Origin of the sequence: Pseudomonas sp. 13159349 (assembly GCF_013305685.1) — a bacterium.
Lineage (GTDB): Bacteria > Pseudomonadota > Gammaproteobacteria > Pseudomonadales > Pseudomonadaceae > Aquipseudomonas > Aquipseudomonas asiatica.
Genome location: NZ_CP045553.1, coordinates 2,323,224 through 2,349,011 on the forward strand (window position 1 = coordinate 2,323,224; position 25,788 = coordinate 2,349,011).

Here is a 25,788-nt window from a genome sequence, read left to right on the forward strand (position 1 = left end):
CGAATCGCCGGCAAGCCAGCTCCCACAGGTACTGCACAATGCTTGAGGCCGATGCAGTACCTGTGGGAGCTGGCTTGCCGGCGATTGGGCCGCAAAGCGGCCCCAGAAACCACCACCCAGGCAACAGGAGTGCCACCCATGCTCAAACCCCTGCTACAAGGAATCGCCCTCATGGCCGCAGCCACCACCCTCCAGGCCGCCCCCATCGACCTGATCATCGACACCGACCCCGGCGCCGACGACGTGGTCGCGCTGTTCCTGGCCATGGCCTCGCCCGACGAGCTGAACATCCACGCCATCACCACCGTGGCCGGCAACGTGCGCCTGGAAAAGACCTCGCGCAACGCCCGCCTGGCCCGCGAATGGGCCGGCCGCGAAGACATCCCCGTGTACGCCGGCGCCGCCCGCCCGCTGGTGCGCAAGCCGATCTACGCCGCCGAGGTGCACGGCGAAGAAGGCCTCACCGGCATCCAGGTTCACGAACCGAAAGCGCCGCTGGCCCAGGGCAATGCCGTGCAATACCTGGTCGACACCCTGGGCGCCGCCAAGCCCCACAGCATCACCATCGCCATGCTCGGCCCGCAAACCAACCTGGCCCTGGCGCTGATCCAGCGCCCGGACATCGCCAAAGGCATCAAGCAAGTGGTGGTCATGGGCGGTGCCCATTTCAACGGTGGCAACATCACCCCGGCGGCGGAATTCAACCTCTATGCCGACCCACATGCCGCCGAAGTGGTGCTGGCCAGCGGCGTGCCGCTGACCTACCTGCCGCTGGACGTCACTCACAAGCTGCTGACCAGCGACGCCCGCCTCAAGCAACTGGCGGCGGTGAACAACCAGGCCAGCAAGCGGGTGGTGGATATCCTCAACGCCTACATCACCCACGACATGGACCTGTACGGCATGCCCGGCGGCCCGGTGCACGACGCCAGCGTCATCGCCTACCTGCTCAAGCCCGAACTGTTCAGCGGCCGGCGTATCCACATGAGCATCGACAGCCGCGAAGGCCCCAGCTTCGGCCAGACCCTTGCCGACTGGTACGGCGTGCTCAAGCAGCCGGCTAACGTGATGTGGGTGGGCGAGGGCGATGCCCAGGGCCTGTTCGACCTGCTCAGCGCCCGTTTGGCGCGATTGGAATAGCCGTGTGCGGCGCATAGCGCTCGAACACCTGGTCGAAGAAGCTGCGTGCCGCCTCGGCGCCGCGATCGCGCACCAGCAGGTCGATGGCAATCAGCAGCAACTCCTCCGGCGTGCCAGGGCTGTAGGCGCTCTGGCCTTCGGCCCATTTGACCTTGATATCGGCTTCGATGCTGTGGCTGCTCATGAAAGGCTCTCGCTTGGGGCCCGGGACGAAGGGGCGAACACCTGACCCTGGTGTTCGATGGAGGCGGGGTGCGCTCCACTTCTTGCACTAAATCATGACTTTGCGTCAGTGACCTTGCGGCTTAAGCATATGGCAAACGCAGCGGCTTGTGCAAAATCCGGTCACGATTGCGTTTTCGCCTCGGCTGGCGAGTTCAGGCAGACTTGACCGGTTTTGCAACAAAAGATCAGCGGAACTGTCGGATCAGACAGTTCCCGGACCGATTTAGGAGGCTTCATGTTCCGTACCCGTGCTTACCTGGCAACCCTGGCGGTGGCTGCTGTCCTGGCTGGTTGCAGCACTGGTGGCAATTCTGCTGGTGGCGCTGCGCCAGCCACGCCGGCAGGCAACGATGGCCGCTGCGAAGCCAGCGGCGCCGATTTTGCCATTGGCAAGCCGGCCAGCGCCGAGCTGCTGGAGCAGGCGCGCAAGGCCAGTGGCTCGCAGATGGCCCGCATTCTCAAGCCGCACGACGTGGTTACCCTCGAGTACCGTTCCGAACGCTTGAACCTGAATGTGGACGAGCAGGGCAAGGTGGTTCGCGTCAACTGCGGCTGACACGCGGTCCTTGTAGGAGCGGCCTTGCGTCGCGAAAGGGCCGCAAAGCGGCCCCGGCCATTGATGCTGCGAAGCTGAAACCCAGGGGCCGCTTCGCGCCCCGTCGCGACACAAGGCCGCTCCTACAAAAAAAGCGAGCGCGTGCAGCCTGGTAAACGCCCATAAAAAAACCCGCCACAAGGGCGGGTTTTTTTACAGCTATCCGAATTACTCCGGACGAACCTGTGCAGCCTGCATGCCCTTCTGGCCGCGCTCGGCGACGAAGGAAACAGTCTGGCCTTCTTTCAGGCTCTTGAAGCCGTCAGATTCGATGGCCTTGAAGTGAACGAACAGGTCGTCGCCGCCGCCTGCTGGGGTGATGAAGCCGTAGCCTTTCTCATCATTGAACCATTTGACGGTGCCTTGTTGGCGATTGGACATGGGTGAATCTCCAGAACATTTAGTTTTTTCAGTGGTGCAATGCGGCCGAGGCTACGGAGCACGGAACACATCATAGTCTAATTCTGCGCATCTAGCGCCTTTTACCTTCGCAGGATGTTGATCCAGCTCAAAGAATGGCTGGTCTGCTCTGGCTTTAAGGTTTCAGCTCTTCGGTGCACAGGCCTGTTTCACGACCATCTGGGCCTTCTGCATCAGCTTGGCGTCCACGCCATCGTTGCTGTCGAGGTCGGCAATTTCCGCGTCGGTGAAATTCTTTTTGATGGTTTGCGCGCCACAGTCGCAGTGTTTTTTCGCGGCCGCAGCGTCAACGCCTTGGCCTTGAGCCACTTGCGTGCACTGGGTCATGTAGGCGGCTTCCTTCCCGGTCGGGAAGTTGCCGGCGTTCGCAGCCATGGGCAGCAGCAGGGCCCCAGCGGCCGCCAGGGCCAGAAGAGACGGAACTCGCATAACCAGTTACTCCTTGGGTTAAGGTCTCATCAAGAGTAGGTTGCTTCCCAAGGTCTGATAGGAATTTTTCCGCGTTAGTTCACCGCTGCGGCGTAATTTCCAAATATTTCTGCCTGGCGTGCAACCCGCGTGCTAGCATGCCCGGCTTGCAGCTGACAACTTGCAGCTTGCAGCTATCTTTTTTCTTTCCAGTCACTCTGGTTCGTCTCTGGCAAGCCGAAAGGCTTCTGCCACTGTGAGGCAGGCTTCCCGTTGCGGGAAGGCAGGTCGGATCTTGTACTGGCTCATCCCAACCCACGTGACCTTTGGTAGGGGTCACCACTAGGAGAGGAGGCGCCATGCCCGTTATTACTCTTCCCGATGGCAGTCAACGTTCGTTCGATCATCCCGTATCCGTAGCCGAAGTCGCCGCTTCCATCGGCGCCGGCCTGGCCAAGGCCACCGTGGCCGGCAAGGTCGACGGCAAACTGGTCGATGCCTGCGACCTGATCAGCAACGACGCCACCCTGCAGATCATCACCCCTAAAGATGAAGAGGGACTGGAGATCATCCGTCACTCGTGCGCCCACCTGGTCGGCCACGCGGTGAAACAGCTGTACCCGACCGCCAAGATGGTGATCGGCCCGGTCATCGACGAAGGCTTCTACTACGACATCGCCTACGAGCGCCCCTTCACCCCTGAAGACATGGCCGCCATCGAAAAGCGCATGATGGAGCTGATCGACAAGGACTACGACGTCATCAAGAAGGTGACCCCGCGCGCCGAAGTCATCGACGTGTTCAAGGCCCGTGGCGAAGACTACAAGCTGCGCCTGGTCGAAGACATGCCGGACGAGCAGGCCATGGGTCTGTACTACCATGAAGAATACGTCGACATGTGCCGCGGCCCGCACGTGCCGAATACCCGCTTCCTCAAGGCATTCAAGCTGACCAAGCTGTCCGGCGCCTATTGGCGCGGCGATGCCAAGAACGAACAGCTGCAACGCGTGTACGGCACCGCTTGGGCCGACAAGAAGCAGCTGGCTGCGTACATCCAGCGCATCGAAGAAGCCGAAAAACGCGACCACCGCAAGATCGGCAAGCAGCTCGACCTGTTCCACCTGCAGGAAGAAGCCCCGGGCATGGTGTTCTGGCACGCCAACGGCTGGACCGTGTACCAGGTACTCGAGCAGTACATGCGCCAGGTCCAGCGCGTCAACGGCTACCAGGAAATCAAGACCCCGCAGGTTGTCGACCGCATTCTCTGGGAACGTTCCGGCCACTGGTCCAACTACGCCGAGAACATGTTCACCACTTCTTCGGAAAGCCGTGACTACGCGGTCAAGCCGATGAACTGCCCGTGCCACGTGCAGGTGTTCAACCAGGGCCTGAAGAGCTACCGCGACCTGCCGCTGCGCCTGGCCGAGTTCGGTGCCTGCCACCGTAACGAGCCGTCCGGCGCCCTGCACGGCATCATGCGCGTGCGTGGCTTCGTGCAGGACGACGCGCACATCTTCTGCACCGAAGAACAGGTGAAGAAAGAAGCCGCCGACTTCATCAAGCTGACCCTGGACGTGTACAAGGACTTCGGCTTCACCGACATCGCCATGAAGCTGTCGACCCGCCCGGCCAAGCGCGTGGGTTCCGAAGAGCTGTGGGACCGTGCCGAAGGCGCACTGGCCGACGCCTTGAACGAATCGGGCCTGGAGTGGGAATACCAGCCGGGCGAGGGCGCCTTCTATGGCCCGAAGATCGAGTTCACCCTGCGCGACTGCCTCGGCCGTAACTGGCAGTGCGGTACCCTGCAGTACGACCCGAACCTGCCGGAACGCCTGGATGCCAGCTATATCGCCGAAGATAACAGCCGAGTTCGCCCGGTCATGCTGCACCGCGCCATCCTTGGTTCGTTCGAGCGCTTCATCGGCATGCTGATCGAGCACTACGCTGGCGTGTTCCCGGCTTGGCTGGCACCCACCCAGGCCGTGATCATGAACATCACCGACAAGCAGGCCGATTTCGCCCTCGAGGTGGAAAATACCCTGAACGGTAGCGGTTTCCGTGCCAAGTCGGACTTGAGAAATGAGAAGATCGGCTTTAAAATCCGCGAGCATACTTTGCTCAAGGTCCCGTACCTTTTGGTTATAGGGGATCGCGAAGTCGAAACGCAGACCGTCGCCGTACGCACCCGTGAAGGCAAAGACCTCGGCTCCATGCCGGTGGCTGAATTCACGCAGCTGCTCAACAGCGCTGTTGCCCAGCGCGGTCGCCTAGAATCGGAGTAATGACTATTAAGCGTGAAATGAGAAACGATAAACGAACTGCACCGAAAGCCCCGATCAACGAGAATATCTCGGCACGCGAGGTTCGGTTAATTGGCGCTGACGGCGAGCAGATTGGCATCGTCTCGATTGATGAAGCGCTTCGTATCGCTGATGAAGCGAAGCTGGATCTGGTGGAAATCTCTGCAGACGCGCAACCGCCCGTCTGCAAGGTGATGGACTACGGCAAGCACCTCTTCGAGAAGAAGAAGCAGGCCAACGAAGCCAAGAAAAACCAGAAGCAGATCCAGATCAAAGAAATCAAGTTTCGTCCAGGGACGGAAGAAGGGGATTACCAGGTAAAACTACGCAACCTGGTACGTTTCCTTACCGATGGGGACAAGGCCAAGATCTCTCTGAGATTCCGTGGTCGTGAGATGGCCCACCAGGAGCTGGGCATGGAGCTGTTGAAGCGGGTCGAAGCCGACCTCGCCGAATACGGCTCTGTTGAGCAGCATCCGAAGATGGAAGGACGCCAGCTTATGATGGTCATCGCCCCCAAAAAGAAGAAGTAATCTCCCGGGCACGGCAGGCCTGATGATTATTGTGTAATTTTATCGAATGCGGAGTTCCAACATGCCAAAAATGAAAACCAAGAGCGGTGCTGCGAAGCGCTTCCTGAAGACCGCTTCCGGCTTCAAGCACAAGCACGCTTTCAAGAGCCACATCCTGACCAAAATGTCGACCAAGCGTAAGCGTCAACTGCGCGGTGCCAGCCTGCTGCACCCGTCTGACGTGGCAAAAGTCGAGCGCATGCTGCGCGTACGTTAATTCTGGTTTAGATAGAGGAAGTTACTCATGGCTCGTGTTAAGCGTGGCGTCATCGCTCGTAAGCGTCACAAGAAAATTCTGAAACTGGCTAAAGGCTACTACGGTGCACGCTCGCGCGTATTCCGCGTTGCCAAGCAGGCTGTCATCAAGGCAGGTCAATATGCCTACCGTGACCGTCGTCAGAAGAAGCGTCAGTTCCGCGCACTGTGGATCGCTCGTATCAACGCCGGTGCCCGCACCAACGGTCTGTCCTACAGCCGTCTGATTGCTGGCCTGAAAAAGGCTTCGATCGAAATCGACCGTAAGGTTCTGGCCGATCTGGCAGTGAACGAAAAAGCGGCGTTTGCTGCGATTGTCGAGAAAGCTAAAGCCGTTCTGGCTTAAGTACCCGCGACAATCACCCGGCGGCGCTAGCGCCGTCGGGCATTGAACGTCATCGATAGGGGAAGAGCCTTCAAAGCTCTTCCCCTATTTTCGTATCTGGAGTCTGTACATGGAAAACCTGGATGCGTTGGTCTCCCAAGCCCTAGAGGCCGTGGAGCGCGCTGAAGACATCAATACCCTGGAACAGATCCGGGTGAATTATCTCGGCAAGAAAGGCGAGCTGACCCAGGTGATGAAGACCCTGGGCAACCTGCCAGCCGAAGAGCGGCCGAAAGTCGGCGCGCTGATCAACGACGCCAAAGAGCGCGTCACCGTTGTGCTCAATGCCCGCAAGGCCGCCTTCGAAGAAGCCGAGCTCAGCGCTCGCCTGGCTGCCGAATGCATTGACGTCACCCTGCCAGGCCGCGGCCAGGCCACCGGTGGCCTGCACCCGATCACCCGTACACTCGAGCGCATCGAGCAGTTCTTCACCCACATCGGCTACGGCATTGCCGAAGGCCCAGAGGTGGAAGACGACTACCACAACTTCGAAGCGCTCAACATCCCAGGCCACCACCCGGCCCGGGCGATGCACGACACCTTCTACTTCAATGCCAACATGCTGCTGCGCACCCACACCTCGCCGGTGCAGGTGCGGACCATGGAGTCCACCCAGCCGCCAATCCGCATTGTCTGCCCGGGCCGCGTATACCGTTGCGACTCGGATATCACCCACTCGCCGATGTTCCACCAGGTCGAAGGCCTGCTGATCGATCGCGATATCAACTTCGCCGACCTCAAGGGCACCATCGAAGAATTCCTGCGCGTGTTCTTCGAAAAAGAACTGGCGGTACGTTTCCGCCCATCGTTCTTCCCCTTCACCGAGCCGTCCGCCGAAGTCGACATCCAGTGCGTGATGTGTTCCGGCAAAGGCTGCCGCGTGTGCAAGCAGACCGGCTGGCTGGAAGTGATGGGCTGCGGCATGGTGCACCCGAACGTGCTGCGCATGTCCGGCATCGACCCTGAAGAGTTCCAGGGCTTCGCCTTCGGCATGGGCGCCGAGCGCCTGGCCATGCTGCGCTACGGCGTCAACGATTTGCGTCTGTTCTTCGATAACGACCTGCGGTTCCTTGCCCAATTCCGCTAGGCCCAATCGACGCACATTCTAGGAGAACAGCATGAAATTCAGTGAACAGTGGCTGCGCGGTTGGGTAAACCCGCAAGTCTCCCGTGACGAACTGGTCGCCCGCCTGTCCATGGCTGGCCTCGAAGTCGACAGCGTTACCCCCGCTGCCGGCCAGTTCAGCGGCATCGTCGTGGGCGAAATCCTCGCCACCGAACAACACCCGGACGCCGACAAGCTGCGCGTGTGCCAGGTAAGCAACGGCCAGGAAACCTTCCAGGTCGTGTGCGGCGCCCCTAACGCCCGCCCAGGCATCAAGATTCCGTTCGCCATGATCGGCGCCGAACTGCCAGGCGACTTCAAGATCAAGAAGGCCAAGCTGCGCGGCGTCGAGTCCTTCGGCATGCTGTGCTCGGCTGCCGAGCTGCAAATCAGCGAAGAGAACGACGGCCTGCTGGAACTGGCTGCCGACGCCCCGGTTGGCGAAGACATTCGCCAGTACCTGAGCCTGGATGACGCCAGCATCGAAATCGGCCTCACCCCCAACCGCGGCGACTGCCTGTCCATCGCCGGCCTCGCCCGCGACGTCAGCGCCCTGTACGACACCCCGGTCACCCGCCCGGTAGTGCCAGCCGTACCGGCTGCCCACGACGAAGTGCGCCCGGTCGAAGTCAGCGCCCCGGCTGCCTGCCCACGTTACCTGGGCCGCGTCATCCGTAACGTCGACCTGAGCAAGCCGACCCCGCTGTGGATGGTCGAACGCCTGCGCCGCAGCGACGTGCGCAGCATCGACGCCGCCGTCGACATCACCAACTACGTGATGCTCGAACTCGGCCAGCCGATGCACGCCTTCGACCTGGCAGAAATCAACGGCGGCATCCGCGTACGCATGGCCGAAGAGGGCGAGAAGCTCGTCCTGCTCGACGGCCAGGAAGTTGCCCTGCGCGCCGACACCCTGGTAATCGCCGACCACACCCGCGCCCTGGCCATCGCCGGCGTCATGGGTGGCGAGCACAGCGGTGTGAACACCGAAAAAACCCGCGACCTGTTCCTGGAAAGCGCCTTCTTCGAGCCGATCTCCGTCGCCGGCAAAGCCCGTTCCTACGGCCTGCACACCGACGCCTCGCACCGCTACGAGCGCGGCGTAGACTCGCAGCTGGCCCGCGAAGCCATCGAGCGCGCCACCCAGCTGCTGTTGGACATCGTCGGCGGCGAAGCCGGCCCGGTCGTCGAAGCCGTCAGCGAACAGCACCTGCCGCAAGTGGCCCCGGTCACCCTGCGCGCCGAACGCATCACCCAGATGCTCGGCATGGAAATGGATCCCGCCCAGGTCGAGCAACTGCTCAACGCCTTGGAACTGACCACCACCAAGAGCGGGGAAGGGCAGTGGACGGTGAACGTGCCGAGCCACCGCTTCGACATCAGCCTGGAAGTGGACCTGATCGAAGAGCTGGCCCGCCTGTACGGCTACAACAACCTGCCGGTTCGCTACCCGCAAGCCCGCCTGGCCCCCCAGGGCAAGCCGGAAACCCGCGGTGACCTGCCGACCCTGCGCCGCCTGCTGGTTGCCCGCGGCTACCAGGAAGCCATCACCTACAGCTTCATCGACCCGAAACTGTTCGAACTGTTCAGCCCGGGCGTAGAGCCGCTGCTGCTGGCCAACCCCATCTCCAGCGACATGGCCGCCATGCGCGCGTCCCTGTGGCCGGGCCTGGTCAAGGCACTGCAGCACAACCTGAACCGCCAGCAAGACCGTGTGCGCCTGTTCGAAAGCGGCCTGCGCTTCGTCGGCCAGCTCGGCGACCTGAAGCAGCAGCCGATGATCGCCGGCGTTGTCACCGGCAGCCGCCTGCCAGAAGGCTGGGCCAACGGCCGCGACGGCGTCGACTTCTTCGACGTGAAGGCCGACGTGGAAGCCCTGCTGGGCTACTCCGGCGCCTTGAGCGACTTCACCTTCAGTGCCGGCAAGCACCCAGCCCTGCACCCAGGCCAGACCGCCGCCATCGAGCGTGACGGCAAGCTGGTCGGCTACCTCGGCGCCATCCACCCAGAGCTGGCAAAAGCCCTGGACCTGGACCGCCCGGTGTTCCTGTTCGAGCTGGTGCTGGGTGACGTGGTCGAAGGCCGCCTGCCGAAATTCAGCGAGCTGTCCAAGTTCCCGGAAACCCGCCGCGACCTGGCTTTGATCGCAGGACGTGATGTGGCTTCTAGCTCGGTGCTTGAAGTAATTCGTGACAATGCAGGCGAATGGCTCACAGACCTCAGGCTGTTTGATGTCTACCAAGGTAAAGGCATTGATCCTGATAGAAAAAGCCTTGCCGTCGGCTTGACCTGGCAGCATCCATCGCGCACTCTTAACGACGATGAGGTGAACGCCGCACTGCAAAACATCCTCACCTCGCTCGAACAAAGGTTGAACACCACGTTAAGGAAATAACGGCATGGGTGCTCTGACGAAAGCTGAGATGGCCGAAAGGCTGTACGAGGAGCTGGGGCTTAACAAGCGTGAGGCCAAGGAGCTGGTCGAGCTGTTTTTTGAAGAAATTCGGCACGCACTTGAAGAGAACGAGCAGGTCAAGCTGTCCGGTTTCGGCAACTTCGACCTTCGCGACAAACGCCAGCGGCCGGGCCGCAACCCCAAGACAGGGGAAGAAATCCCGATCACCGCACGGCGCGTCGTCACCTTTCGTCCAGGGCAGAAGTTGAAGGCCCGGGTTGAGGCCTATGCTGGAACCAAGCCATAACGACGAACTGCCCCCCATACCGGGCAAAAGGTACTTCACCATTGGTGAAGTGAGTGAGCTTTGTGCGGTAAAACCGCACGTGCTGCGGTATTGGGAGCAGGAGTTCGATCAGCTCAATCCCGTGAAGCGGCGGGGGAACCGGCGGTATTATCAGCGGCAGGATGTGCTGATGATTCGCCAGATTCGTGCGCTGCTTTATGACCAGGGGTTCACTATTGGTGGGGCTCGGTTGAGGCTCTCCAGTGATGAGGCCAAGGATGAGTCTAGCCAGTACAAGCAGCTGATTCGGCAGATGATTGTCGAGTTGGAGGATGTGTTGGTGGTGTTGAAGAAGTGATCTGGGTTTTTGATGAGTGAAATTTTTTTGAGAAAAAGCTTTCATTTATCAGGAGGTTAGGGTACATTCTTCAACGTTCTCGGTAGCATTGAGAACATGCTTCAAAGCCCAGTCGGGGCGTAGCGCAGCCCGGTAGCGCACTTGCATGGGGTGCAAGGGGTCGAGTGTTCGAATCACTCCGTCCCGACCATTATTGAAACGAAGAAGCCACCTCAAGAGGTGGCTTTTTTGTATGCGAATCAATATAGCGTATTGATTTCTTATGTCTTTCTAGTCAGCACTTCTCACCCATCCATGGGTGCTACGAGCCAATTCTTGGTTCCGATCCTGTATAATCACGTCTTTTGTAGGTCATGAAGGACTCATGAGGATGCAGATCGGGATCGGAGGTGGCATTTTTTGCTATGAAAAAACTCACTGGTAAAAAAAGTTCTGATCAGATTTCCATGGCGGAAGCCCAAATAGTTGAGCTTTCAAAACGCATTGAATTTTATCTCACGGAATATAGCGTTGAGCTATTAGTGAATAAAATGCAAGGTGGTGACTTCGTTGTCCCAATGTATCAGCGCGAGTATACGTGGGAGCCGGAGAGAAAATCTCGGTTCATCGAGTCGCTTTTGTTGGGGCTGCCAATTCCATTTTTGTTTTTTTGGGAGATGCCCACGGGTGAGCTTGAAATCGTGGACGGTTCGCAGCGACTTAGAACTCTTGAGGAATTTGTTGCAGGCGGATTCAGGCTTGGTGAACTGGAGACTTTAACCGCTCTCTCTGGTTTTGAATTTTCCGATTTGCCAAGCTCACGGCAGAAAAAGGTAATCAACCGATCTATTCGCGGTATTGTTCTCAACGAGCATGCGGATGAACAGGCCCGATTTGACATGTTTGCTAGGATTAACACTGGCAGTAAAATAGCAAACAAAGCAGAGGTTAGGCGGGGCGCACTGGCTGGGCCATTTATGGATCTGGTGATCGAGTTAGCCCAAGATCAACAGTTTGTTGACTTGGCGCCAGTATCCAAAAAAGATCTAAATGAGCGCGAGCGAGAAGAGCTTGTTACCAGGTTCTTTGCTTATGGTGATGGACTTGAAGGCTATAAAGATCGACCTGCGGAGTTTATTTTTCAAATATGTAAAAAATGAAAATCAAAAGGTTGCTAGAAACCCGGGCCTTATTGGTATTCATAAGTCTGAGTTTTTGCGGGTAATGAAGTTTGTTAGTGAAGTGTTCCCGTACGGCTTTAGACGGAATGCAAATGGGAAGGCGACCCCTCGGACACGCTTTGAATCCATTGCAGTAGGTGTTTTGTTGGCATTGAGAGAAAAGCCGAAATTGAATGCTAAACGTGTGAAGCCAGTCGAGGGGTGGTTGACGGATAGTGAATACACGGATGTTATCAGTTCGGATGGTGCTAATGCTATCGCACGATTGAAAGAGCGCGTTGAATTTGTGAAAAAGAAGCTCTTGGAGTAATCATGGAGAACCTTCGTGATACTTTTAAAGAAAGGTTGGATGAAGTTGATTCTTATATTGATTTTCTGTTAGAGCTCGATAAGCAGTCAAAAAATGGTCCTCCAAGACTTGAGGGGGCTTGTTCTCCAATTAGTGTGACGCAGCAGCGCATTCTATATTCTGGCGTTTTTCTGCATTTATATAATCTAGTCGAGTCAACAATGACTATGTGTATAGATGCAGTTGCTCGCGCAGCGTACTCTGATAAAAAATTGCGGCCAGGGGACTTGGCAGACACGTTGAAAAGAGAATGGGTGCGTTCGTTTGCGAGAACTCATACTGATATGGCCTCTGATAAGCGTCTTGATTCTGCGATTAAGCTCTGTCAGCATTTGGTTGATTCGCTTCCTATACCCGAATTCACAATAGAGAAGGGCGGTGGGGGTAATTGGGATGATGATGCCATCGAGCAAATGACCGAAAGGCTAGGGTTTAAGTTAAAGGTGAATAGGAGCGTCTACAGGGGTGTAAAGTCTCCTTTTAGAGATGATCTTGGGCCGCTTGCGCTTGTTAAAAGTCTACGAAATAAGTTGGCACATGGAGCAATATCTTTTTCTGAAAGCGTAGGGTCTTTAGATGTAGGGCGTTTGTCAGATTTGAAAAATAAATTGGTGGACTACTTGCGGGAAGTGATTAGATGTTTTTCCGAGTTCATATCTGCGCATGAATATTTGTGTCCACGGAAGCGACCAGTTTAAAGGTGAAAGGTTTGAGTCTTCCGAGAATTAACGCCGTTGATCTTTTCTGTGGGGTGGGTGGACTAACTCACGGTTTGATGCGTGCGGGGATCAATGTGGCCGCTGGTGTTGATTTGGATGTGAACTGTAAATTTGCATTTGAATTGAATAATGCGTCAAAATTTATTGCCGCAGATATATCTAGCCTACAAGGTGCTGATATTGCTTCCTATTTGAAAGGTGGAGAGTATAGCCTATTGGCTGGCTGTGCACCTTGCCAACCATTCTCTACTTACAGTCGAAAAGGAAGAAACAAAAAGCACGAGCAACAGTGGCCGCTAGCTTTAGAGTTTGCTCGGCTTGTCGAAGAGCTTCAGCCTGATTTTGTTACAATGGAAAACGTGCCTCAGCTTGCAGATCATCAGGTTTTCTTGGACTTCGTTGCACTCCTCAAGGGGTATAGCTGTTGGTGGGGGGTTGTCGACTGCTTGCAATACGGTATTCCACAGACGAGAAAGAGGTTGGTTTTAATTGCATCTAAGCTTGGAGGGGATTACCTTCAATTAACCCCAACACATGCTAAGCCAGTAACAGTTAGAGATGTTATTGGTCATCTGCCGGCAATTAACGCAGGTCAGGCTGATTCTTCAGATCCTTTACATACAGCATCATCCCTGAGTCCTTTAAATATGCGGCGGATAAAGGCCTCTTCTCCTGGGGGGACCTGGCGAGACTGGCCTCCAGAACTTCTTGCTACTTGCCATATCAAAAGTTCTGGATCCACTTACCCGAGTGTGTATGGCCGAATGGAATGGGATAAGCCGTCGCCAACGATCACAACTCAATGTTTCGGGTTTGGTAATGGCCGTTTTGGCCACCCATCGCAAGACCGAGCTATTTCTCTGCGGGAAGCGGCGATACTTCAAACTTTCCCAGAGGAGTACAAATTCTTACCTGATGATGAGAAGGTTAGATTCAACAAGCTTGGTAGACTTATTGGGAATGCGGTTCCTGTAAGGCTTGGTGAGGTTATAGCGGAAACGTTATTTTCTCATTTGGGTTCATTCGTTCAGGCAAAGTTAGCAAATTCTTGATATTTTGCTTCGGAAGCTATACGGCTTCCGTATTATTAGGTGATCGTTGTGGGTTTTTACAGTGCTTGACCTGGATTTGAAAAAACTATCATATATTATAAGGCGCAATTTGGTCGGTATTATAGTTGTCTTTATATTTTATGGTGGTGCCGGATGGAAAATGTGGGATGTCCATAAGGAACAGGAGGCTCAAGCCAGTCGGCTGACTGAGCAGAGAATATCTGTGAATGAACTAAGGCTGGCGTTTGAAAAGGAGAAGGCGGATTTTAAAGTCGAGCAAGCGAAGCGTGAGTTGGAACTTCAGAAGCGTGAGTTTTTGAGTGAACGAGCGATGGAACAAATAGCTCAACAGAAATTGGAGTTGTCTGATAGAGAAAAGGCTTTCCTTCTAGAGAGTCGGAGTCTTCAGGCTGATCGAAAGCTATTAGCTAGAGATCAAGTTTCTGCCAGCATGGAAGAAAAGATACAAAAGCTAATGAGTGAGTTCTCTGAGCTTGGTGTTAATCTAGATGTTAATTACCATTGTCTTTCTGGTGAGTCGCTAATGCGATATAATGTTGCCAAGGGTAAATTTATTCAAATATATACGTTGGCTAAGTCAAATCTATTGCTCGGAAAGTATGGCGAGTTTATCGAGCAGAATAAGCAAAAAGCTCAGTGGTATGGTTGTGGTCGGTAGCTGTGATTTGGGTTTGGTCGGTTCCAAACCAACATTGCCTGGATTGACTTTCGGAAGTTGCGGTTATTTCTCGGGGTGGTTACCCATAACGCTAAGCAGTTAGGGGAAGTAAACAGATTTGGCTATGGCTTTCGGGGTGGTTGAAAAAAGCCTGAGAGCGCATATTCGTTGTTTGCGACTTGAGAAGAGTGTCAAGTGACTGTAAGAAGTTATACTAGGGAAGCCCCGAACAAGTCGCTCTACAAACGAAAATTGGCTAACCCACGGAAGCGGTTTCCACATAACCGAACTGGTGTTTTTTCACGTGAAAGGGATGTTTGACTTTCGCCCGTGTCTGCGCTTCACCTTCTCGATCTGACGTTTGGACTTGTGGAAAACACTGTGTTTGCTCAAATGCTTGTAAGTACTGCGGAGGGCTGCGATCCGCACGTTGGGATTTTCCGTTTGGTTGCACGTTTGCGCCTCGAAGAAAATACGTCGTGCATGAGCCTGATTAACTATTGGCAATAGTGTTGAACCTAAACTCAAGCGCCAGGCGGCTCGGGCGCTCCGCCTCATTTTCTGGTAAGAATAGCGATTGCCCTTCAAATGATACATATTCGCTACTCCTCAGCACCTCGGAAATCTCGATACGCAAATCATCTGGGTTTACCCACAGCAACCCTAAGTCGAATAGGGTATGCACATCAGCTCTGAGCAACAGGCCATTGGAGACGACGTTCGTTTCATCGCCCAGGTAGGGATGTATATGGGCGGCTTCCAGCACCTGCTGTAACGAACAAGCCGTGATGGCACATCGTCCTTGGTAGGCCTTGAGCAATTCCTTTCTGAATTGAGGCTGGCCGCGCCGATGGACGATGGACGCTACTGTACGCGTGCGTGCATCACTGATGTCTTCGGGGTTGAACTCGCCTTGAGTGCTGAACTGTTGCTCGATCTTAGCTGACAGCGTTTCATCAGCCGTAGTCTGATCGCGACTCAATACAAAGGAAGTAGGAGCGGTGCCAGAATGTCTCTGGTAGGTGAAGATCCCTTCGTATTTGAAGCCGGCGTGTGGGTATTCGTACTTTGCTTTCCGATAGAAAAGCAGTAGCTCCAGACCGCGCTTGTGGTGATCCGAAATGAGCGCATCGGTTCGCCCCATGCGCTGGCCTTGCATGTGGAGGGTATCGCCTTCCAGCGCATCTACGTACTGCGTTCTATCGGATGTCTTATGCTCGGTAATGAACAGCCAAACGGAGTCGTATCCCTTAGGTCGAAATATGCCGGTGTTGAGAGTGGCATCCTTTATGTCGAAAAGAACCCTAAGATCCTCTCGTGTATAGATGGTGCCTGGCTCCAACCGCTCCGATGCCAAAAGCCCGTGCGGTTTTATGTTTGGCGTTGGGGTGATTGGAGTGGTCACGGGCGGCTTCCTTGCGTGTGGCGTAGGCGAAGGGCTGATACCCGCTTTCGCCTCTTTTAGAGATGCACAACACCTTACTTCCTTCAGACTAAAAGCGGAAGAGCGTAGGAAAATACCGTTTGGTGTGTAGGTCTAAGCCGCAGTGGACCGAGCTATGGGGTAGCGATTGGCTTACTACGAAGTGAAAGGCGCGTAACCCTTGCAAGCCGGTCTCTGGCTGACGGGAGGAAAACAATTGGAGGTACCATCGTGTTTGTTCGCCCCATAGCCGCAAATGAGTGGCGGCTTTATCGGAATCTGCGTTTGCGGGCCCTGCGAGAGTCACCGGACACATTCGCAAGCACCTACGAGCGTGAGGCAACTCGAAGCGACGATGATTGGGAAGCCCGTGTTTCCGCTGTAGCAACCTTCACCAGCGCACAGGCTTTTTTGGCTTTTCAGCACGCCGAGCCTTGTGGCTTGGTTAGGTGCAAAGCATCAGAAGCTGAGCCAGCTGTCGTCGAGGTTTTTCAGATGTGGGTAGACCCCGTCTCACGCGGTACTGGAGCCGGTCGGGCTCTGCTGGCAAGAGCTGTTGCTTGGGCTGAAGGTCGAGGGGCGCAACGTATACGCTTGGGCGTGACGATCGCAGATACCCCGGCGATGCGCCTTTATAGGTCAAACGGGTTTTGTGACATCGGTTTGCCGGAACCTTTGCGCCAAGGTTCTTCTTTGAGCTCTCAGTCGATGGAACTGAACCTATGTTTACGCTCTGGTACTGATAGCCCGGCTCAATAGCTGCTGTGGCTGAGTTGTGGTGTCGGGCGGTGAAGCGGGGATATTTAGTCGCATGGTTCCGGCGGGAGAAAAGCCTTCAGAGGTTTCTGAAGGCGGCCCTGAGTAACGAGTAGGCACTTCAGCGCATCATGCCCAGCTCGGCATCATCCATCAGCGCCTTCGCCAATGCGCAGAGGTAATGCGATGCCCAGATCAGCTGAGGTTTGTCTTCCATCAAGCCGTCCAGGGTCATATCCCGTGCATAGCCCATCAGCTCCGAGGCCTGTTCGCGGGCGCTCTGGCAGGGGATGCCTGCTTCGATGCGGAACAGCGGATGGGTCTGGTTTTCACCTTGGTAGAAGGTGGTTTTGCCGACGGTGAATTTGGTTTCTTCTGTGGACATTGTTCAATCTCCCCGAAATTTCTAGTGCCTGGTCTGGCCTCATCGCCGGCAAGCCAGCTCCCATAGGTACTGCACAGGCCTCGAGATCTGTGGCGTAGATCAGATCCATGCGGGAGCCCGGCTTGCTCGCGATTGGGGCAGCCCAGGCGACACATCAATGAAGCCTTAGTGCAATGTCCTAGGCTCAGTGGGCATCTGTACTTGAACCAGCGCAGATTCAAGCAAAGCTCGCAGCGTCTCTAGCTCATGCATCGAAGCCATCATCAGAATCGACGCTGGCGACTTGGGCTGCAGCAGTATTGCCTGATGCACAACGGTCGCCGCGCATAGCGCGTAATCCGTGGCCTGGATCAGGGTGTCTTCAAGGGATAGAACATTGTGGGGTGGATCAGGGACTATCTTCAGCATAAACCCTCTCAGTGCCTTAAAGGGCTGCCGCAGATCCGCTGTCAAACGGAAGGGTGGCAGCTGTTTGTGGGTTGACAGACCGGGGGCACTGAGAATCCCGGCGCACACAAAGGTGCCCCACGCACAGCTGCCATAACTGGCATTGCACATGCTCTCAGTGAACCACGGCCTGTCAAAACCGTGCCGCCAATTGGTAGCGGCAGGTCGAGACTATGGTTCACGATTTCCATGTGCAACGAAAAACAGGCGCAGGGAGTATCTTTGGGAAATGGCCTACAAGGAAGGGGCTAATTCTGACTTTTTTTGCCCATTCACCCTCACAGCATGCAACGCCGGCTGCTCTGTTAACGGTTTGTGGCTCACAAAAAGCTTTCCACTCACGAATCCCTGTATCCAGTTATGTCGCGATGCCAACAAACGGTCCAGCATGGACTTTCACCACTCAAGCCTTGAAACTGACTCGCTCGCATCTGGACCAAGGCAGGTCACGGGCCTGCCCCCTGCAACGGACGCCAAGTATCAGCCCATGGAATGCACCGAAGATGACTATCGAAGCTTTTGCCCCTTTCCCGCGCTTTGCCGCTGACCTGCTGAAGTATCTACCGGCTGACCAGCCAGATGGCTCCCACGACCTGTCCCACATCTATCGCGTATGGGTCAACGCACAACGGATACAGCGCGTAGAAGGCGGCGACCTGGAAGTGCTGCTTGCAGCGACTGTGCTGCATGATTGTGTCGCAGTAGAAAAGAACTCGCCCTTGCGTGGGCAGGCGTCAACGCTGTCCGCACAAAGGGCGGCGTCAATCCTGGCTGATATGGGCTGGCCCTTGCAGCGCATCGAGCAGGTGGCGCATGCAGTCAAAACCCACAGCTACTCGGCTGGCTTCGAACCACTCACCCTTGAGGCCAGGATTCTTCAGGACAGCGATCGCCTGGACGCCATAGGTGCAGTGGGTATCGCCCGGTGTTTTTACGTTTCCGGGCGAATGGGGTCGGCGCTGTACGATTTCGAGAACCCCACGGCGTGGGGGAGGGAGTATCAGGACAAGGCGTATGCGGTCGAGCACTTTCATACCAAGCTGCTCAAGCTTGCGTCAGGTTTTAAAACTGCTGAAGGGGCTCGGCTGGCTGCTGAGCGCCATGCTCGGCTTGAAGTGTTTCTTGCGGATTTCATGGATGAGATCGGGGCCGGCGGGGTAGGGATGCAGTGACGGGGCTTGGGGCGATTGGCAGGTTGTTTTGGGCGTTGGCCAGTTGTCCTGGAACTGCGTATGGCTGATCGATTTGGCAGGTGCCTTTGGGCAAGGTGCAAGGCCTTGGGTTTTGGAGGCGGGTAGCTGTGGTCTCATGGCCCTGAGTATTGCGTTTGGGCGGGGAAGAATCTGGCGTGGGCATGGCACCGGCTGCGCCGGTGTTCGCGGCTGAAGCCGCTCCTACAGGGGGACCTGCTAATTCAGGGAGATGTGGGCAGTTTTGAGGGCGGATTTGTTCGTGGAGACCTTTTGTGTGCGGTTCTGCTTATTGATGAGTGGCTTGCAGCTTTTTTAGCGGGTTTACCGTGGATGGCACGGGCTGCGCCCGTGTTCGCGGGCGCGCCCGCTCCCACAGGGGGGGACGCGCAGGGTTTGAGCGCTGTGTTGGGGCATTCAGATAATCCAGCTTTGGCGGAGCGGGAGTGTCGAGCGGGGCGGGGTCTGGGGCAATGAATAGGCGGGCTGAGAGGCGAGAAGAGATGCCGCACAACCCGGATCGTGCTCGTCTCAGAGAGGTGGCGCTATGTAGACAACCCGGTTCCGACCATTCTGTTTGGCGTCGTAAAGCCCTTTGTCAGCGCGTTCCAGCGCGTCATCCAGCGTTTCTCCTGTGGCAAACAGGGTGCACCCGATGCTCAGGGTTACGTTCAACTGACCACAGGGCAACTGCATCGGGCTAGCACCCACCTGTTCGCGAATCCGCTCAGCAATCCGGGTCAGCTCTTCGCTGTCCTTCACCTGCAAAATTGCAACAAACTCCTCACCCCCATGGCGCACCACCAGGTCATCGGGGCGCAGTGCAGCGCGCAGGCGACGCGCAGTTTCGCAAAGCACCTTGTCACCGCCGCCATGGCCGTACTTGTCGTTGATGGACTTGAAGTGATCCAGGTCGGCATAAACCGCACCCAGTTGTAAGCCGTTCACCTCGGCCAATCGCCGTTCATGCGCTTCAAACGCCGACAACGCACCGCGGTTCCACAGTTGTGTCAAAGGGTCGAGCAGGGCTTTGCGCTGCTCGCGATCCATTTCAAGCCGCAGATCGCGGTTCACCTGGGCCAAGGTACGCAGCTGCAGATACCCCTCGGCGAGCGTGGCCAGGTCCCTGAAGTTCGCTTGCTGAGCCTCGCTGAGCACGCGTGGGCGCGGGTCGAACATGCACAGCGTGCCGATGGCTTTACCGTTGCCGGCGCGCAAGGGGTGGCCGGCGTAAAAGCGGATGTAGGGCGCGTTCAGCACGAGCGGGTTGTCGACGAATCGTTCGTCGCACTTGGCGTCGGGCACCGTCAGGGTGTCCTCGCCGAGAATGGCGTAGCCGCAGAACGAAACACTGCGCGTCGTCTCGCTTGCCTCAAGGCCTATGCGGGCCTTGAACCACTGTCGGTCCTGGTCGATCAGGCTGATAAGCACAGTGTCCACATGGGCCAGGTCCTGGGTGAGCCGCACCAGGGTATCCAGGTAATGCTCGGCTGGCGTGTCGACCAGGTTCATGTCGTCGAGCGTGCGCTGGCGCAGCGCTTCGTCAGCGGGCAAGGGGCAAGCTGGCATTGTGGGTCCTCCGTTCCTTGGTTGGCTTGGGTACCTGGCGGGTGCGCGGTCTGTATACCGTCGAAACAAGCACAGCATAGGCCATGGCGTGATGCACGGTCGGCCGACAATTTCTTGCCGGGAGTGTGATTTCTTTCGCTCGATCTTCGTCAAGAATGCTACCCCTTAGCCGTCGTCTGGGGACTGATACAGGGCCTTTCATGCAAACGCTGTTGAACGAGATTCTCGAAGAAGTACGTCCCTTGATCGGCAAGGGCAAAGTGGCTGACTACATTCCCGCGCTGGCCGATGTGCCGGCGAACCAGCTGGGCATCGCGGTCTATGGCAACGATGGCAGCTATTACTGTGCAGGCGACGCGCTGGTGCCGTTCTCGGTGCAGAGTATTTCCAAAGTGTTCAGCCTGGTGCAGGCGATCGGGCACTCCGGGGAAGCCATTTGGCAGCGGCTTGGCCATGAGCCTTCCGGCCAACCGTTCAACTCGCTGGTGCAACTGGAGTTCGAACGCGGCCGGCCGCGCAACCCCTTTATAAATGCGGGTGCGTTGGTGATCTGCGATATCAACCAGTCGCGCTTCGCTGCACCCACGTTGTCGATGCGCGATTTCGTGCGGCGGCTATCGGGCAATCCCCATATCGCGATCGATGCCCGCGTTGCCGACTCGGAGTATCAGTTCCGCGCGCGCAACGCGGCCATGGCTTACCTGATGCAGTCGTTCGGCAACTTCCATAACGAGGTGGAAACGGTACTGCGCAGCTATTTCAGCTACTGCGCGCTCCAGATGAATTGCCTGGACCTGGCCCGGGCGTTCTGTTTCCTGGCCAATGATGGGTTCTGCAAGCACAGCGGTGAGCAGATTCTGACCCGGCGCCAGACCCAGCAGGTGAACTCGATCATGGCCACCAGCGGGTTGTATGACGAAGCAGGGAATTTCGCCTATCGGGTGGGGTTGCCGGGCAAGAGTGGCGTGGGGGGCGGGATTGTGGCGATCGTGCCGGGGCAATTTACCGTGTGCGTGTGGTCGCCGGAGTTGAATGCGGCGGGTAACTCCCTGGCCGGCATGGCGGCGCTCGAACTGCTCAGTTCGCGGATCGGCTGGTCGGTGTTCTGATCGGCGGGCCCGGTGGCTGAGGTAGGCCCGGTCGATACCTCAGCTCGTCGGGTCCTGCCCCAGTACCTTGGCCAGGGCCACGCGGGCATCTTCAAGCTGTACCAGTGAAGCATGCCGCGCGCCCAGCGCGTCACCGTTCTGGATAGCGGTCAGAATCGCCTTGTGCCGGGGCAGGGCGAGTTCGTCGAAATTCGCCCGCTGGTTGGAGTAGCGCACCGACTCGCGCAGCGCCATCGACAGCATGTTGCACAGGTAGGCCAGCAGGTCGTTGTGGGTGGCGTCGGCGATACGGGCGTGGAAGTCCAGGTCCGGCTGCAGGCGCTCTTCATGGTTGCGGGCGGCTTCCATGCGCTGGTAGGCCTCGGCGATCGAATCGACGTCGTCGGCGCTGGCGTTGGTGGCGGCCAGTGCGGCGGCGGCGGGTTCGATGACCCAGCGTACGCTGCTCAGCATGTTGAAGAATTCCTGTTGCGGTGTGGCCTGCATCAGCCAGTGCAGCACGTCCGGGTCGAGCATGTGCCAGTCATGGCGCGGCCGCACCAGGGTACCCACCCGCGGGCGGGCCTCGATCAGGCCCTTGGCGGTAAGGGCGCGCATCGCCTCGCGGAACACCGGCCGGCTGATCGCGTAGGCTTCGCACAGGCTGGCCTCGGAAGGCAGCTTTTGCCCGGGTGCGAGTTGGCCGGATACGATCTGTACGCCAAGGTCCTGGACCAGGGTGGCGTGCATGCTCTTGCGCGTGGTGGGCTGGCGGTAGTTCATGTGGGGCGGGGCGGATCCTTCTGGCGGGGGCAGCATCATAGCATTAGCGCGTCGACGCGGTGCATGGCACCGGCTGCGCCGGTGTTCGCGGCCACGGCCGCTCCCACAGGTACCGCGTGAGCCTAAAGCCTGCGCCGTCCCAGTGGGAGCGGGTTCACCCGCGAAGCAGGCGACGCGGTGGATGGCACCGGCTACGCCGGTGTTCGCGGCTGAAGCCGCTCCTACAGGTACAGCGCGAGCCCGAAGCCTGCGCCGGACCTGTGGGAGCGGGTTCACCCGCGAAGCAGGCGACGCGGTGGATGGCACCGGCTTTGCCGGTGTTCGCGGGCATGCCCTGATGCCAGTCAATTAAGCGGTCTGGGGGCCGCTTTGCGGCCCATCGCCGGCAAGCCGGGCTCCCACAGGGACCGCGTAGCTCTTGGGGGGGCGCCGTACCTGTGGGAGCCCGGCTTGCCGGCGATGGGCTGCGCAGCAGCCCCGATGACGCTAAACGACAGGCTTCAGGCCTTAGTGCGAGTGCTTGGGCACCGCCGCCCCGCGGCATCCGACCAGGAAGTCGAAGTCACAACCCTCATCGGCCTGCATGACGTGGTCCAAATACAGCTTGGCGTAACCACCGCTGATCAACTGCGGCGGGGCTTGCAGGTCGGCCAGGCGGCCGGCCAGTTCCTCGTCGGTAATGTCCAGGTGCAGCCGGCCTTCCTTGCAATCCAGTTCGATCCAGTCACCTTCGCGCACGGCAGCCAACGGCCCGCCAGCTGCCGCTTCCGGCGCCACGTGCAGCACCACGGTGCCGTAGGCGGTGCCGCTCATGCGGGCATCGGAAATACGCACCATGTCGGTCACGCCCTGTGCCAGCAGCTTGGCCGGCAGGCCCATGTTGCCGACCTCGGCCATGCCCGGGTAGCCCTTGGGCCCGCAGTGCTTCATCACCAGCACGGAACTGGCATCCACATCCAGCTCGGGGTCGTTGATGCGTGCCTTGTAGTCGTCGAAGTTCTCGAACACCACGGCGCGGCCACGATGCTGCATCAACGCCGGGGTGGCTGCCGAGGGCTTGAGCACGGCGCCCTTGGGCGCCAGGTTGCCGCGCAGGATGCAGATGCCGCCGTCGGCCACCAGCGGCTTGTCGATCGGGCGGATCACCTCTTCGTCGTACAGCGGTGCGGCCTGGCAGTTGTCCCACAGGCTCTTGCCGTTGGCCGTCAGCGCGGCAGGGTTGGGCAGCAGGCCGTGTTCGCCCAGGCGGCGGATGACCGCAGGCAGGCCGCCGGCGTAGTAGAACTCTTCCATCAGGAAACGGCCCGAAGGCTGCAGGTCGACCAAGGTTGGCGTACCGCGGCCGATGCGGGTCCAGTCTTCCAGCTGCAGGTCCACGCCGATGCGCCCGGCAATGGCCTTCAGGTGAATCACCGCGTTGGTCGAGCCACCGATGGCGGCGTTGACGCGGATGGCGTTCTCGAAGGCTTCGCGGGTGAGGATTTTCGACAGGCGCAGGTCTTCGCGCACCATGTCGACAATGCGCATGCCCGACAGGTGGGCCAGCACGTACCGGCGTGCATCCACCGCCGGGATGGCGGCGTTGTGCGGCAGCGAGGTGCCCAGCGCTTCGGCCATGCAGGCCATGGTCGAGGCGGTGCCCATGGTGTTGCAGGTACCCGCCGAGCGCGACATGCCGGCCTCGGCCGAGAGGAACTCGTTGAGGTCGATCTGGCCGGCCTTGTAGGCCTCGTGCATCTGCCAGACGATGGTGCCGGCGCCAATGTCCTTGCCTTTGTGCTTGCCGTTCAGCATCGGCCCACCGGTAACCACGATCGCCGGCACGTCACAGCTCGCCGCGCCCATCAGCAGCGCCGGGGTGGTCTTGTCGCAGCCGGTCAGCAGCACCACGGCGTCCACCGGGTTGCCACGGATGGCTTCCTCCACATCCATGCTCGCCAGGTTGCGGGTGAGCATGGCCGTGGGGCGCAGGTTGGACTCGCCGCTGGAGAACACCGGGAACTCCACCGGGAAGCCGCCAGCCTCCAGCACACCCTTCTTGACGTGTTCGGCAATCTTGCGGAAGTGCGCATTGCACGGGGTCAGTTCCGACCAGGTGTTGCAGATGCCGATGATCGGCTTGCCCTGGAATTCGTGGTCCGGAATACCCTGGTTCTTCATCCAGCTGCGGTACATGAAACCGTTCTTGTCGGCGGTGCCGAACCATTGGGCGGAGCGCAGTGGGCGTTTGTTATCAGACATGGGAACACCTAATTAGTATTACTATTTGTCGTTGTGCGATCGACTTTACTGATAAAAATGGTCTCTGTGAAGGCTTGTTGGCTCAATTAGTAATACTATAAGATCATTCCCCCAGGTCAGAGGTCTGCCAAAAAGTCCCCGGCCAGGTGCTGTACCCATTACAAGAACAATTGGAGACATCGCCATGATTCAGGAGCAGCGGCTCGTCCGCCTGATCACACTGAAACTCATCCCTTTTCTGGTACTGCTTTACCTGGTGGCCTATGTCGACCGTTCCGCGGTGGGCTTCGCCAAGCTGCACATGGGCGCCGACATCGGCCTGGGTGACGCGGCCTACGGCCTTGGTGCCGGGCTCTTCTTCATTGGTTACTTCCTGTTCGAGGTGCCGAGCAACCTGTTGCTCGACCGCTTTGGCGCGCGCCGCTGGTTCGCCCGCATCCTGGTCACCTGGGGCGCAATCACCGTCGGCATGGCGTTCGTTACCGGGCCTAACGGTTTCTACGTGATGCGCTTTCTGCTGGGGGCGGCCGAGGCGGGCTTCTTCCCGGGCGTGCTGTACTACATCACCCAGTGGTACCCGGTGCGCCATCGCGGCAAGATCCTCGGCTTCTTCATCCTCTCCCAGCCGCTGGCAATGCTGATCACCGGGCCGCTCTCGGGTGCGCTGCTGGGGCTCGATGGCATCTACGGCCTGCATGGCTGGCAATGGCTGTTCATCTGCATCGGTACCCCCGCGGTGCTGCTGGCCTGGCCGACCCTGCGCCTGCTGCCAGACAGCCCGGCCAAGGTGCGCTGGCTCAGCGACGAACAGCGCAGCTGGCTGCAGGAACAGCTGGCCAACGACCTGCGCGAGTTCGGCCAGACCCGCCATGGCAATCCGTTGCATGCCCTGAAGGACAGCCGGGTGCTGTTGCTGGCGCTGTTCTACCTGCCGGTGACTCTGAGCATCTACGGCCTGGGCCTTTGGCTGCCGACGCTGATCCACCAGTTTGGCGGCAGTGACCTGGTCACCGGTTTCGTTTCGGCCGTGCCTTACCTGTTCGGCATCATCGGCCTACTGATCGTGCCGCGTAGCTCCGACCGCCTGAACGACCGCTATGGCCACCTCGGCCTGCTGTATGCCCTGGGTGCGATCGGCCTGTTCTTCAGTGCCTGGCTTAGCGTGCCGGTCATGCAGCTGGCAGCGCTGTGCCTGGTGGCATTCGCGTTGTTCTCCTGCACCGCCATTTTCTGGACCTTGCCGGGCCGGTTCTTCTCCGGGGCCAGCGCCGCAGCCGGCATCGCCTTGATCAACTCGATCGGCAACCTCGGCGGCTACCTGGGCCCGTTCGGTATCGGCGCGCTCAAGGAGCACACCGGGCAACTTTCGTCGGGGCTGTATTTCCTGGCCGTGGTGATGCTGTTCGGGCTGTTGCTCACCGGGGTTGTCTACAACCGCCTGGAGCGCCGCCAGCGCCTGGCTTCCTCGCGGGCAGCCGAAGCCTCCCGCTAATTTTCGCAACC

At 58.1% G+C, this 25,788-nt stretch carries 28 protein-coding genes, 1 tRNA gene and 1 pseudogene; 20 read left to right on the top strand and 10 right to left on the bottom strand.

Annotated elements, in window-relative coordinates:
• Positions 1-138: 138 nt before the first annotated feature.
• Entirely contained in the window at positions 139-1,140 is a 1,002-nt protein-coding gene (locus tag GEV38_RS10960; RefSeq protein ID WP_054572712.1) for a nucleoside hydrolase, read from the top strand.
• On the opposite strand, the gene GEV38_RS10965 is transcribed toward GEV38_RS10960, so the two are convergent.
• Positions 1,112-1,324 carry a hypothetical protein gene (locus GEV38_RS10965; RefSeq protein WP_003260960.1) on the bottom strand — a complete coding sequence of 71 codons (213 nt, stop codon included), beginning with the start codon at positions 1,322-1,324 and terminating at the stop codon, positions 1,112-1,114. The two genes, GEV38_RS10960 and GEV38_RS10965, sit on opposite strands and share 29 nt — an antisense overlap.
• A gap of 276 nt (positions 1,325-1,600) precedes the next feature.
• Between GEV38_RS10965 and GEV38_RS10970 the strand changes: the two genes are divergently transcribed.
• Positions 1,601-1,921 carry an I78 family peptidase inhibitor gene (locus tag GEV38_RS10970; RefSeq protein ID WP_003260961.1) on the top strand — a complete coding sequence of 107 codons (321 nt, stop codon included), beginning with the start codon at positions 1,601-1,603 and terminating at the stop codon, positions 1,919-1,921.
• A gap of 207 nt (positions 1,922-2,128) precedes the next feature.
• Here the strand turns inward: GEV38_RS10970 and GEV38_RS10975 are convergent, their stop codons facing one another.
• The gene (locus tag GEV38_RS10975; RefSeq protein WP_003250656.1) at positions 2,129-2,341 is read right to left on the bottom strand and encodes a cold-shock protein; all 213 of its coding nucleotides are present in this window, start codon (positions 2,339-2,341) and stop codon (positions 2,129-2,131) included.
• A gap of 162 nt (positions 2,342-2,503) precedes the next feature.
• Positions 2,504-2,809, bottom strand: a complete 306-nt coding sequence (locus GEV38_RS10980; RefSeq protein ID WP_054572420.1) for a hypothetical protein — start codon at positions 2,807-2,809, stop codon at positions 2,504-2,506.
• A gap of 338 nt (positions 2,810-3,147) precedes the next feature.
• Between GEV38_RS10980 and thrS the strand changes: the two genes are divergently transcribed.
• From thrS to GEV38_RS11045, 14 genes are all read left to right on the top strand, one after another.
• Positions 3,148-5,070 carry a threonine--tRNA ligase gene (gene thrS, locus GEV38_RS10985; protein WP_054572421.1) on the top strand — a complete coding sequence of 641 codons (1,923 nt, stop codon included), beginning with the start codon at positions 3,148-3,150 and terminating at the stop codon, positions 5,068-5,070.
• Positions 5,070-5,621: a translation initiation factor IF-3 gene (infC, locus tag GEV38_RS10990; protein WP_013972005.1), complete on the top strand. Its 552-nt coding sequence runs from the start codon at positions 5,070-5,072 to the stop codon at positions 5,619-5,621. The genes thrS and infC overlap by 1 nt, the downstream gene beginning before the upstream one ends.
• Before the next feature lie 61 nt (positions 5,622-5,682).
• A complete protein-coding gene (gene rpmI / locus GEV38_RS10995; protein WP_003250667.1) occupies positions 5,683-5,877 on the top strand; it encodes a 50S ribosomal protein L35 in 195 nt (64 codons plus the stop codon).
• Between the two features lie 27 nt (positions 5,878-5,904).
• A complete protein-coding gene (gene rplT, locus GEV38_RS11000; protein ID WP_003250671.1) occupies positions 5,905-6,261 on the top strand; it encodes a 50S ribosomal protein L20 in 357 nt (118 codons plus the stop codon).
• 109 nt (positions 6,262-6,370) lie between these two features.
• Positions 6,371-7,387 (top strand): phenylalanine--tRNA ligase subunit alpha, encoded by a 1,017-nt coding sequence (pheS, locus tag GEV38_RS11005; RefSeq protein WP_013972006.1) that lies wholly within the window; start codon positions 6,371-6,373, stop codon positions 7,385-7,387.
• A 31-nt stretch (positions 7,388-7,418) separates the two neighbouring features.
• Positions 7,419-9,800: a phenylalanine--tRNA ligase subunit beta gene (gene pheT / locus GEV38_RS11010; protein WP_024086742.1), complete on the top strand. Its 2,382-nt coding sequence runs from the start codon at positions 7,419-7,421 to the stop codon at positions 9,798-9,800.
• 4 nt (positions 9,801-9,804) lie between these two features.
• Entirely contained in the window at positions 9,805-10,107 is a 303-nt protein-coding gene (ihfA, locus tag GEV38_RS11015) for an integration host factor subunit alpha (protein WP_003250679.1), read from the top strand.
• Complete coding sequence (locus GEV38_RS11020) at positions 10,088-10,444, top strand: MerR family transcriptional regulator (protein WP_003250681.1); 357 nt, start codon at positions 10,088-10,090, stop codon at positions 10,442-10,444. The genes ihfA and GEV38_RS11020 overlap by 20 nt, the downstream gene beginning before the upstream one ends.
• Before the next feature lie 113 nt (positions 10,445-10,557).
• Positions 10,558-10,634, top strand: a tRNA-Pro gene (locus tag GEV38_RS11025).
• Positions 10,635-10,848: 214 nt separating this feature from the next.
• Positions 10,849-11,583: a DUF262 domain-containing protein gene (locus GEV38_RS11030; RefSeq protein ID WP_204375507.1), complete on the top strand. Its 735-nt coding sequence runs from the start codon at positions 10,849-10,851 to the stop codon at positions 11,581-11,583.
• Positions 11,528-11,914, top strand: a complete 387-nt coding sequence (locus GEV38_RS27455; protein WP_204375506.1) for a hypothetical protein — start codon at positions 11,528-11,530, stop codon at positions 11,912-11,914. The genes GEV38_RS11030 and GEV38_RS27455 overlap by 56 nt, the downstream gene beginning before the upstream one ends.
• Positions 11,915-11,916: 2 nt before the next feature.
• Positions 11,917-12,651, top strand: coding sequence for an MAE_28990/MAE_18760 family HEPN-like nuclease (locus GEV38_RS11035; protein ID WP_081013978.1), 735 nt, complete (start codon positions 11,917-11,919; stop codon positions 12,649-12,651).
• Positions 12,627-13,724, top strand: coding sequence for a DNA cytosine methyltransferase (locus GEV38_RS11040; RefSeq protein ID WP_239688286.1), 1,098 nt, complete (start codon positions 12,627-12,629; stop codon positions 13,722-13,724). Before GEV38_RS11035 ends, GEV38_RS11040 begins: the two co-directional genes overlap by 25 nt.
• A gap of 61 nt (positions 13,725-13,785) precedes the next feature.
• Complete coding sequence (locus tag GEV38_RS11045; protein WP_152976812.1) at positions 13,786-14,403, top strand: hypothetical protein; 618 nt, start codon at positions 13,786-13,788, stop codon at positions 14,401-14,403.
• Between the two features lie 254 nt (positions 14,404-14,657).
• Here GEV38_RS11045 and GEV38_RS27650 read toward each other — a convergent pair.
• Positions 14,658-14,829, bottom strand: a pseudogene (locus GEV38_RS27650) (IS5/IS1182 family transposase); the annotation flags it as partial.
• A gap of 67 nt (positions 14,830-14,896) precedes the next feature.
• Entirely contained in the window at positions 14,897-15,808 is a 912-nt protein-coding gene (locus GEV38_RS11050) for an HNH endonuclease (RefSeq protein WP_054572974.1), read from the bottom strand.
• A 249-nt stretch (positions 15,809-16,057) separates the two neighbouring features.
• Here GEV38_RS11050 and GEV38_RS11055 point away from each other — a divergent pair, with 249 nt between their 5' ends.
• On the top strand, positions 16,058-16,585 hold the full coding sequence (locus GEV38_RS11055) for a GNAT family N-acetyltransferase (protein WP_239688285.1): 528 nt from the start codon (positions 16,058-16,060) through the stop codon (positions 16,583-16,585).
• A gap of 118 nt (positions 16,586-16,703) precedes the next feature.
• Here GEV38_RS11055 and GEV38_RS11060 read toward each other — a convergent pair whose 3' ends face one another.
• Together GEV38_RS11060 and GEV38_RS27655 are read right to left on the bottom strand one after the other, a co-directional pair.
• Positions 16,704-16,967: a DUF3077 domain-containing protein gene (locus GEV38_RS11060; protein WP_003250694.1), complete on the bottom strand. Its 264-nt coding sequence runs from the start codon at positions 16,965-16,967 to the stop codon at positions 16,704-16,706.
• 165 nt (positions 16,968-17,132) lie between these two features.
• Positions 17,133-17,375 (bottom strand): hypothetical protein, encoded by a 243-nt coding sequence (locus tag GEV38_RS27655; protein WP_054572973.1) that lies wholly within the window; start codon positions 17,373-17,375, stop codon positions 17,133-17,135.
• 542 nt (positions 17,376-17,917) lie between these two features.
• Here GEV38_RS27655 and GEV38_RS11065 point away from each other — a divergent pair.
• Entirely contained in the window at positions 17,918-18,586 is a 669-nt protein-coding gene (locus tag GEV38_RS11065) for an HD domain-containing protein (protein WP_054572972.1), read from the top strand.
• Between the two features lie 549 nt (positions 18,587-19,135).
• On the opposite strand, the gene GEV38_RS11070 is transcribed toward GEV38_RS11065, so the two are convergent.
• Positions 19,136-20,173: a sensor domain-containing diguanylate cyclase gene (locus tag GEV38_RS11070; RefSeq protein WP_054572971.1), complete on the bottom strand. Its 1,038-nt coding sequence runs from the start codon at positions 20,171-20,173 to the stop codon at positions 19,136-19,138.
• A gap of 200 nt (positions 20,174-20,373) precedes the next feature.
• Here GEV38_RS11070 and glsB point away from each other — a divergent pair, with 200 nt between their 5' ends.
• Entirely contained in the window at positions 20,374-21,282 is a 909-nt protein-coding gene (gene glsB / locus GEV38_RS11075) for a glutaminase B (RefSeq protein WP_015269909.1), read from the top strand.
• A gap of 39 nt (positions 21,283-21,321) precedes the next feature.
• Here glsB and GEV38_RS11080 read toward each other — a convergent pair whose 3' ends face one another.
• On the bottom strand, positions 21,322-22,044 hold the full coding sequence (locus GEV38_RS11080; protein WP_024086746.1) for a FadR/GntR family transcriptional regulator: 723 nt from the start codon (positions 22,042-22,044) through the stop codon (positions 21,322-21,324).
• Positions 22,045-22,551: 507 nt separating this feature from the next.
• Positions 22,552-24,285 carry an IlvD/Edd family dehydratase gene (locus GEV38_RS11085; RefSeq protein ID WP_054572970.1) on the bottom strand — a complete coding sequence of 578 codons (1,734 nt, stop codon included), beginning with the start codon at positions 24,283-24,285 and terminating at the stop codon, positions 22,552-22,554.
• Between the two features lie 184 nt (positions 24,286-24,469).
• Between GEV38_RS11085 and GEV38_RS11090 the strand changes: the two genes are divergently transcribed.
• The gene (locus GEV38_RS11090) at positions 24,470-25,777 is read left to right on the top strand and encodes an MFS transporter (RefSeq protein WP_013972014.1); all 1,308 of its coding nucleotides are present in this window, start codon (positions 24,470-24,472) and stop codon (positions 25,775-25,777) included.
• The last annotated feature ends 11 nt before the right edge of the window (positions 25,778-25,788 follow it).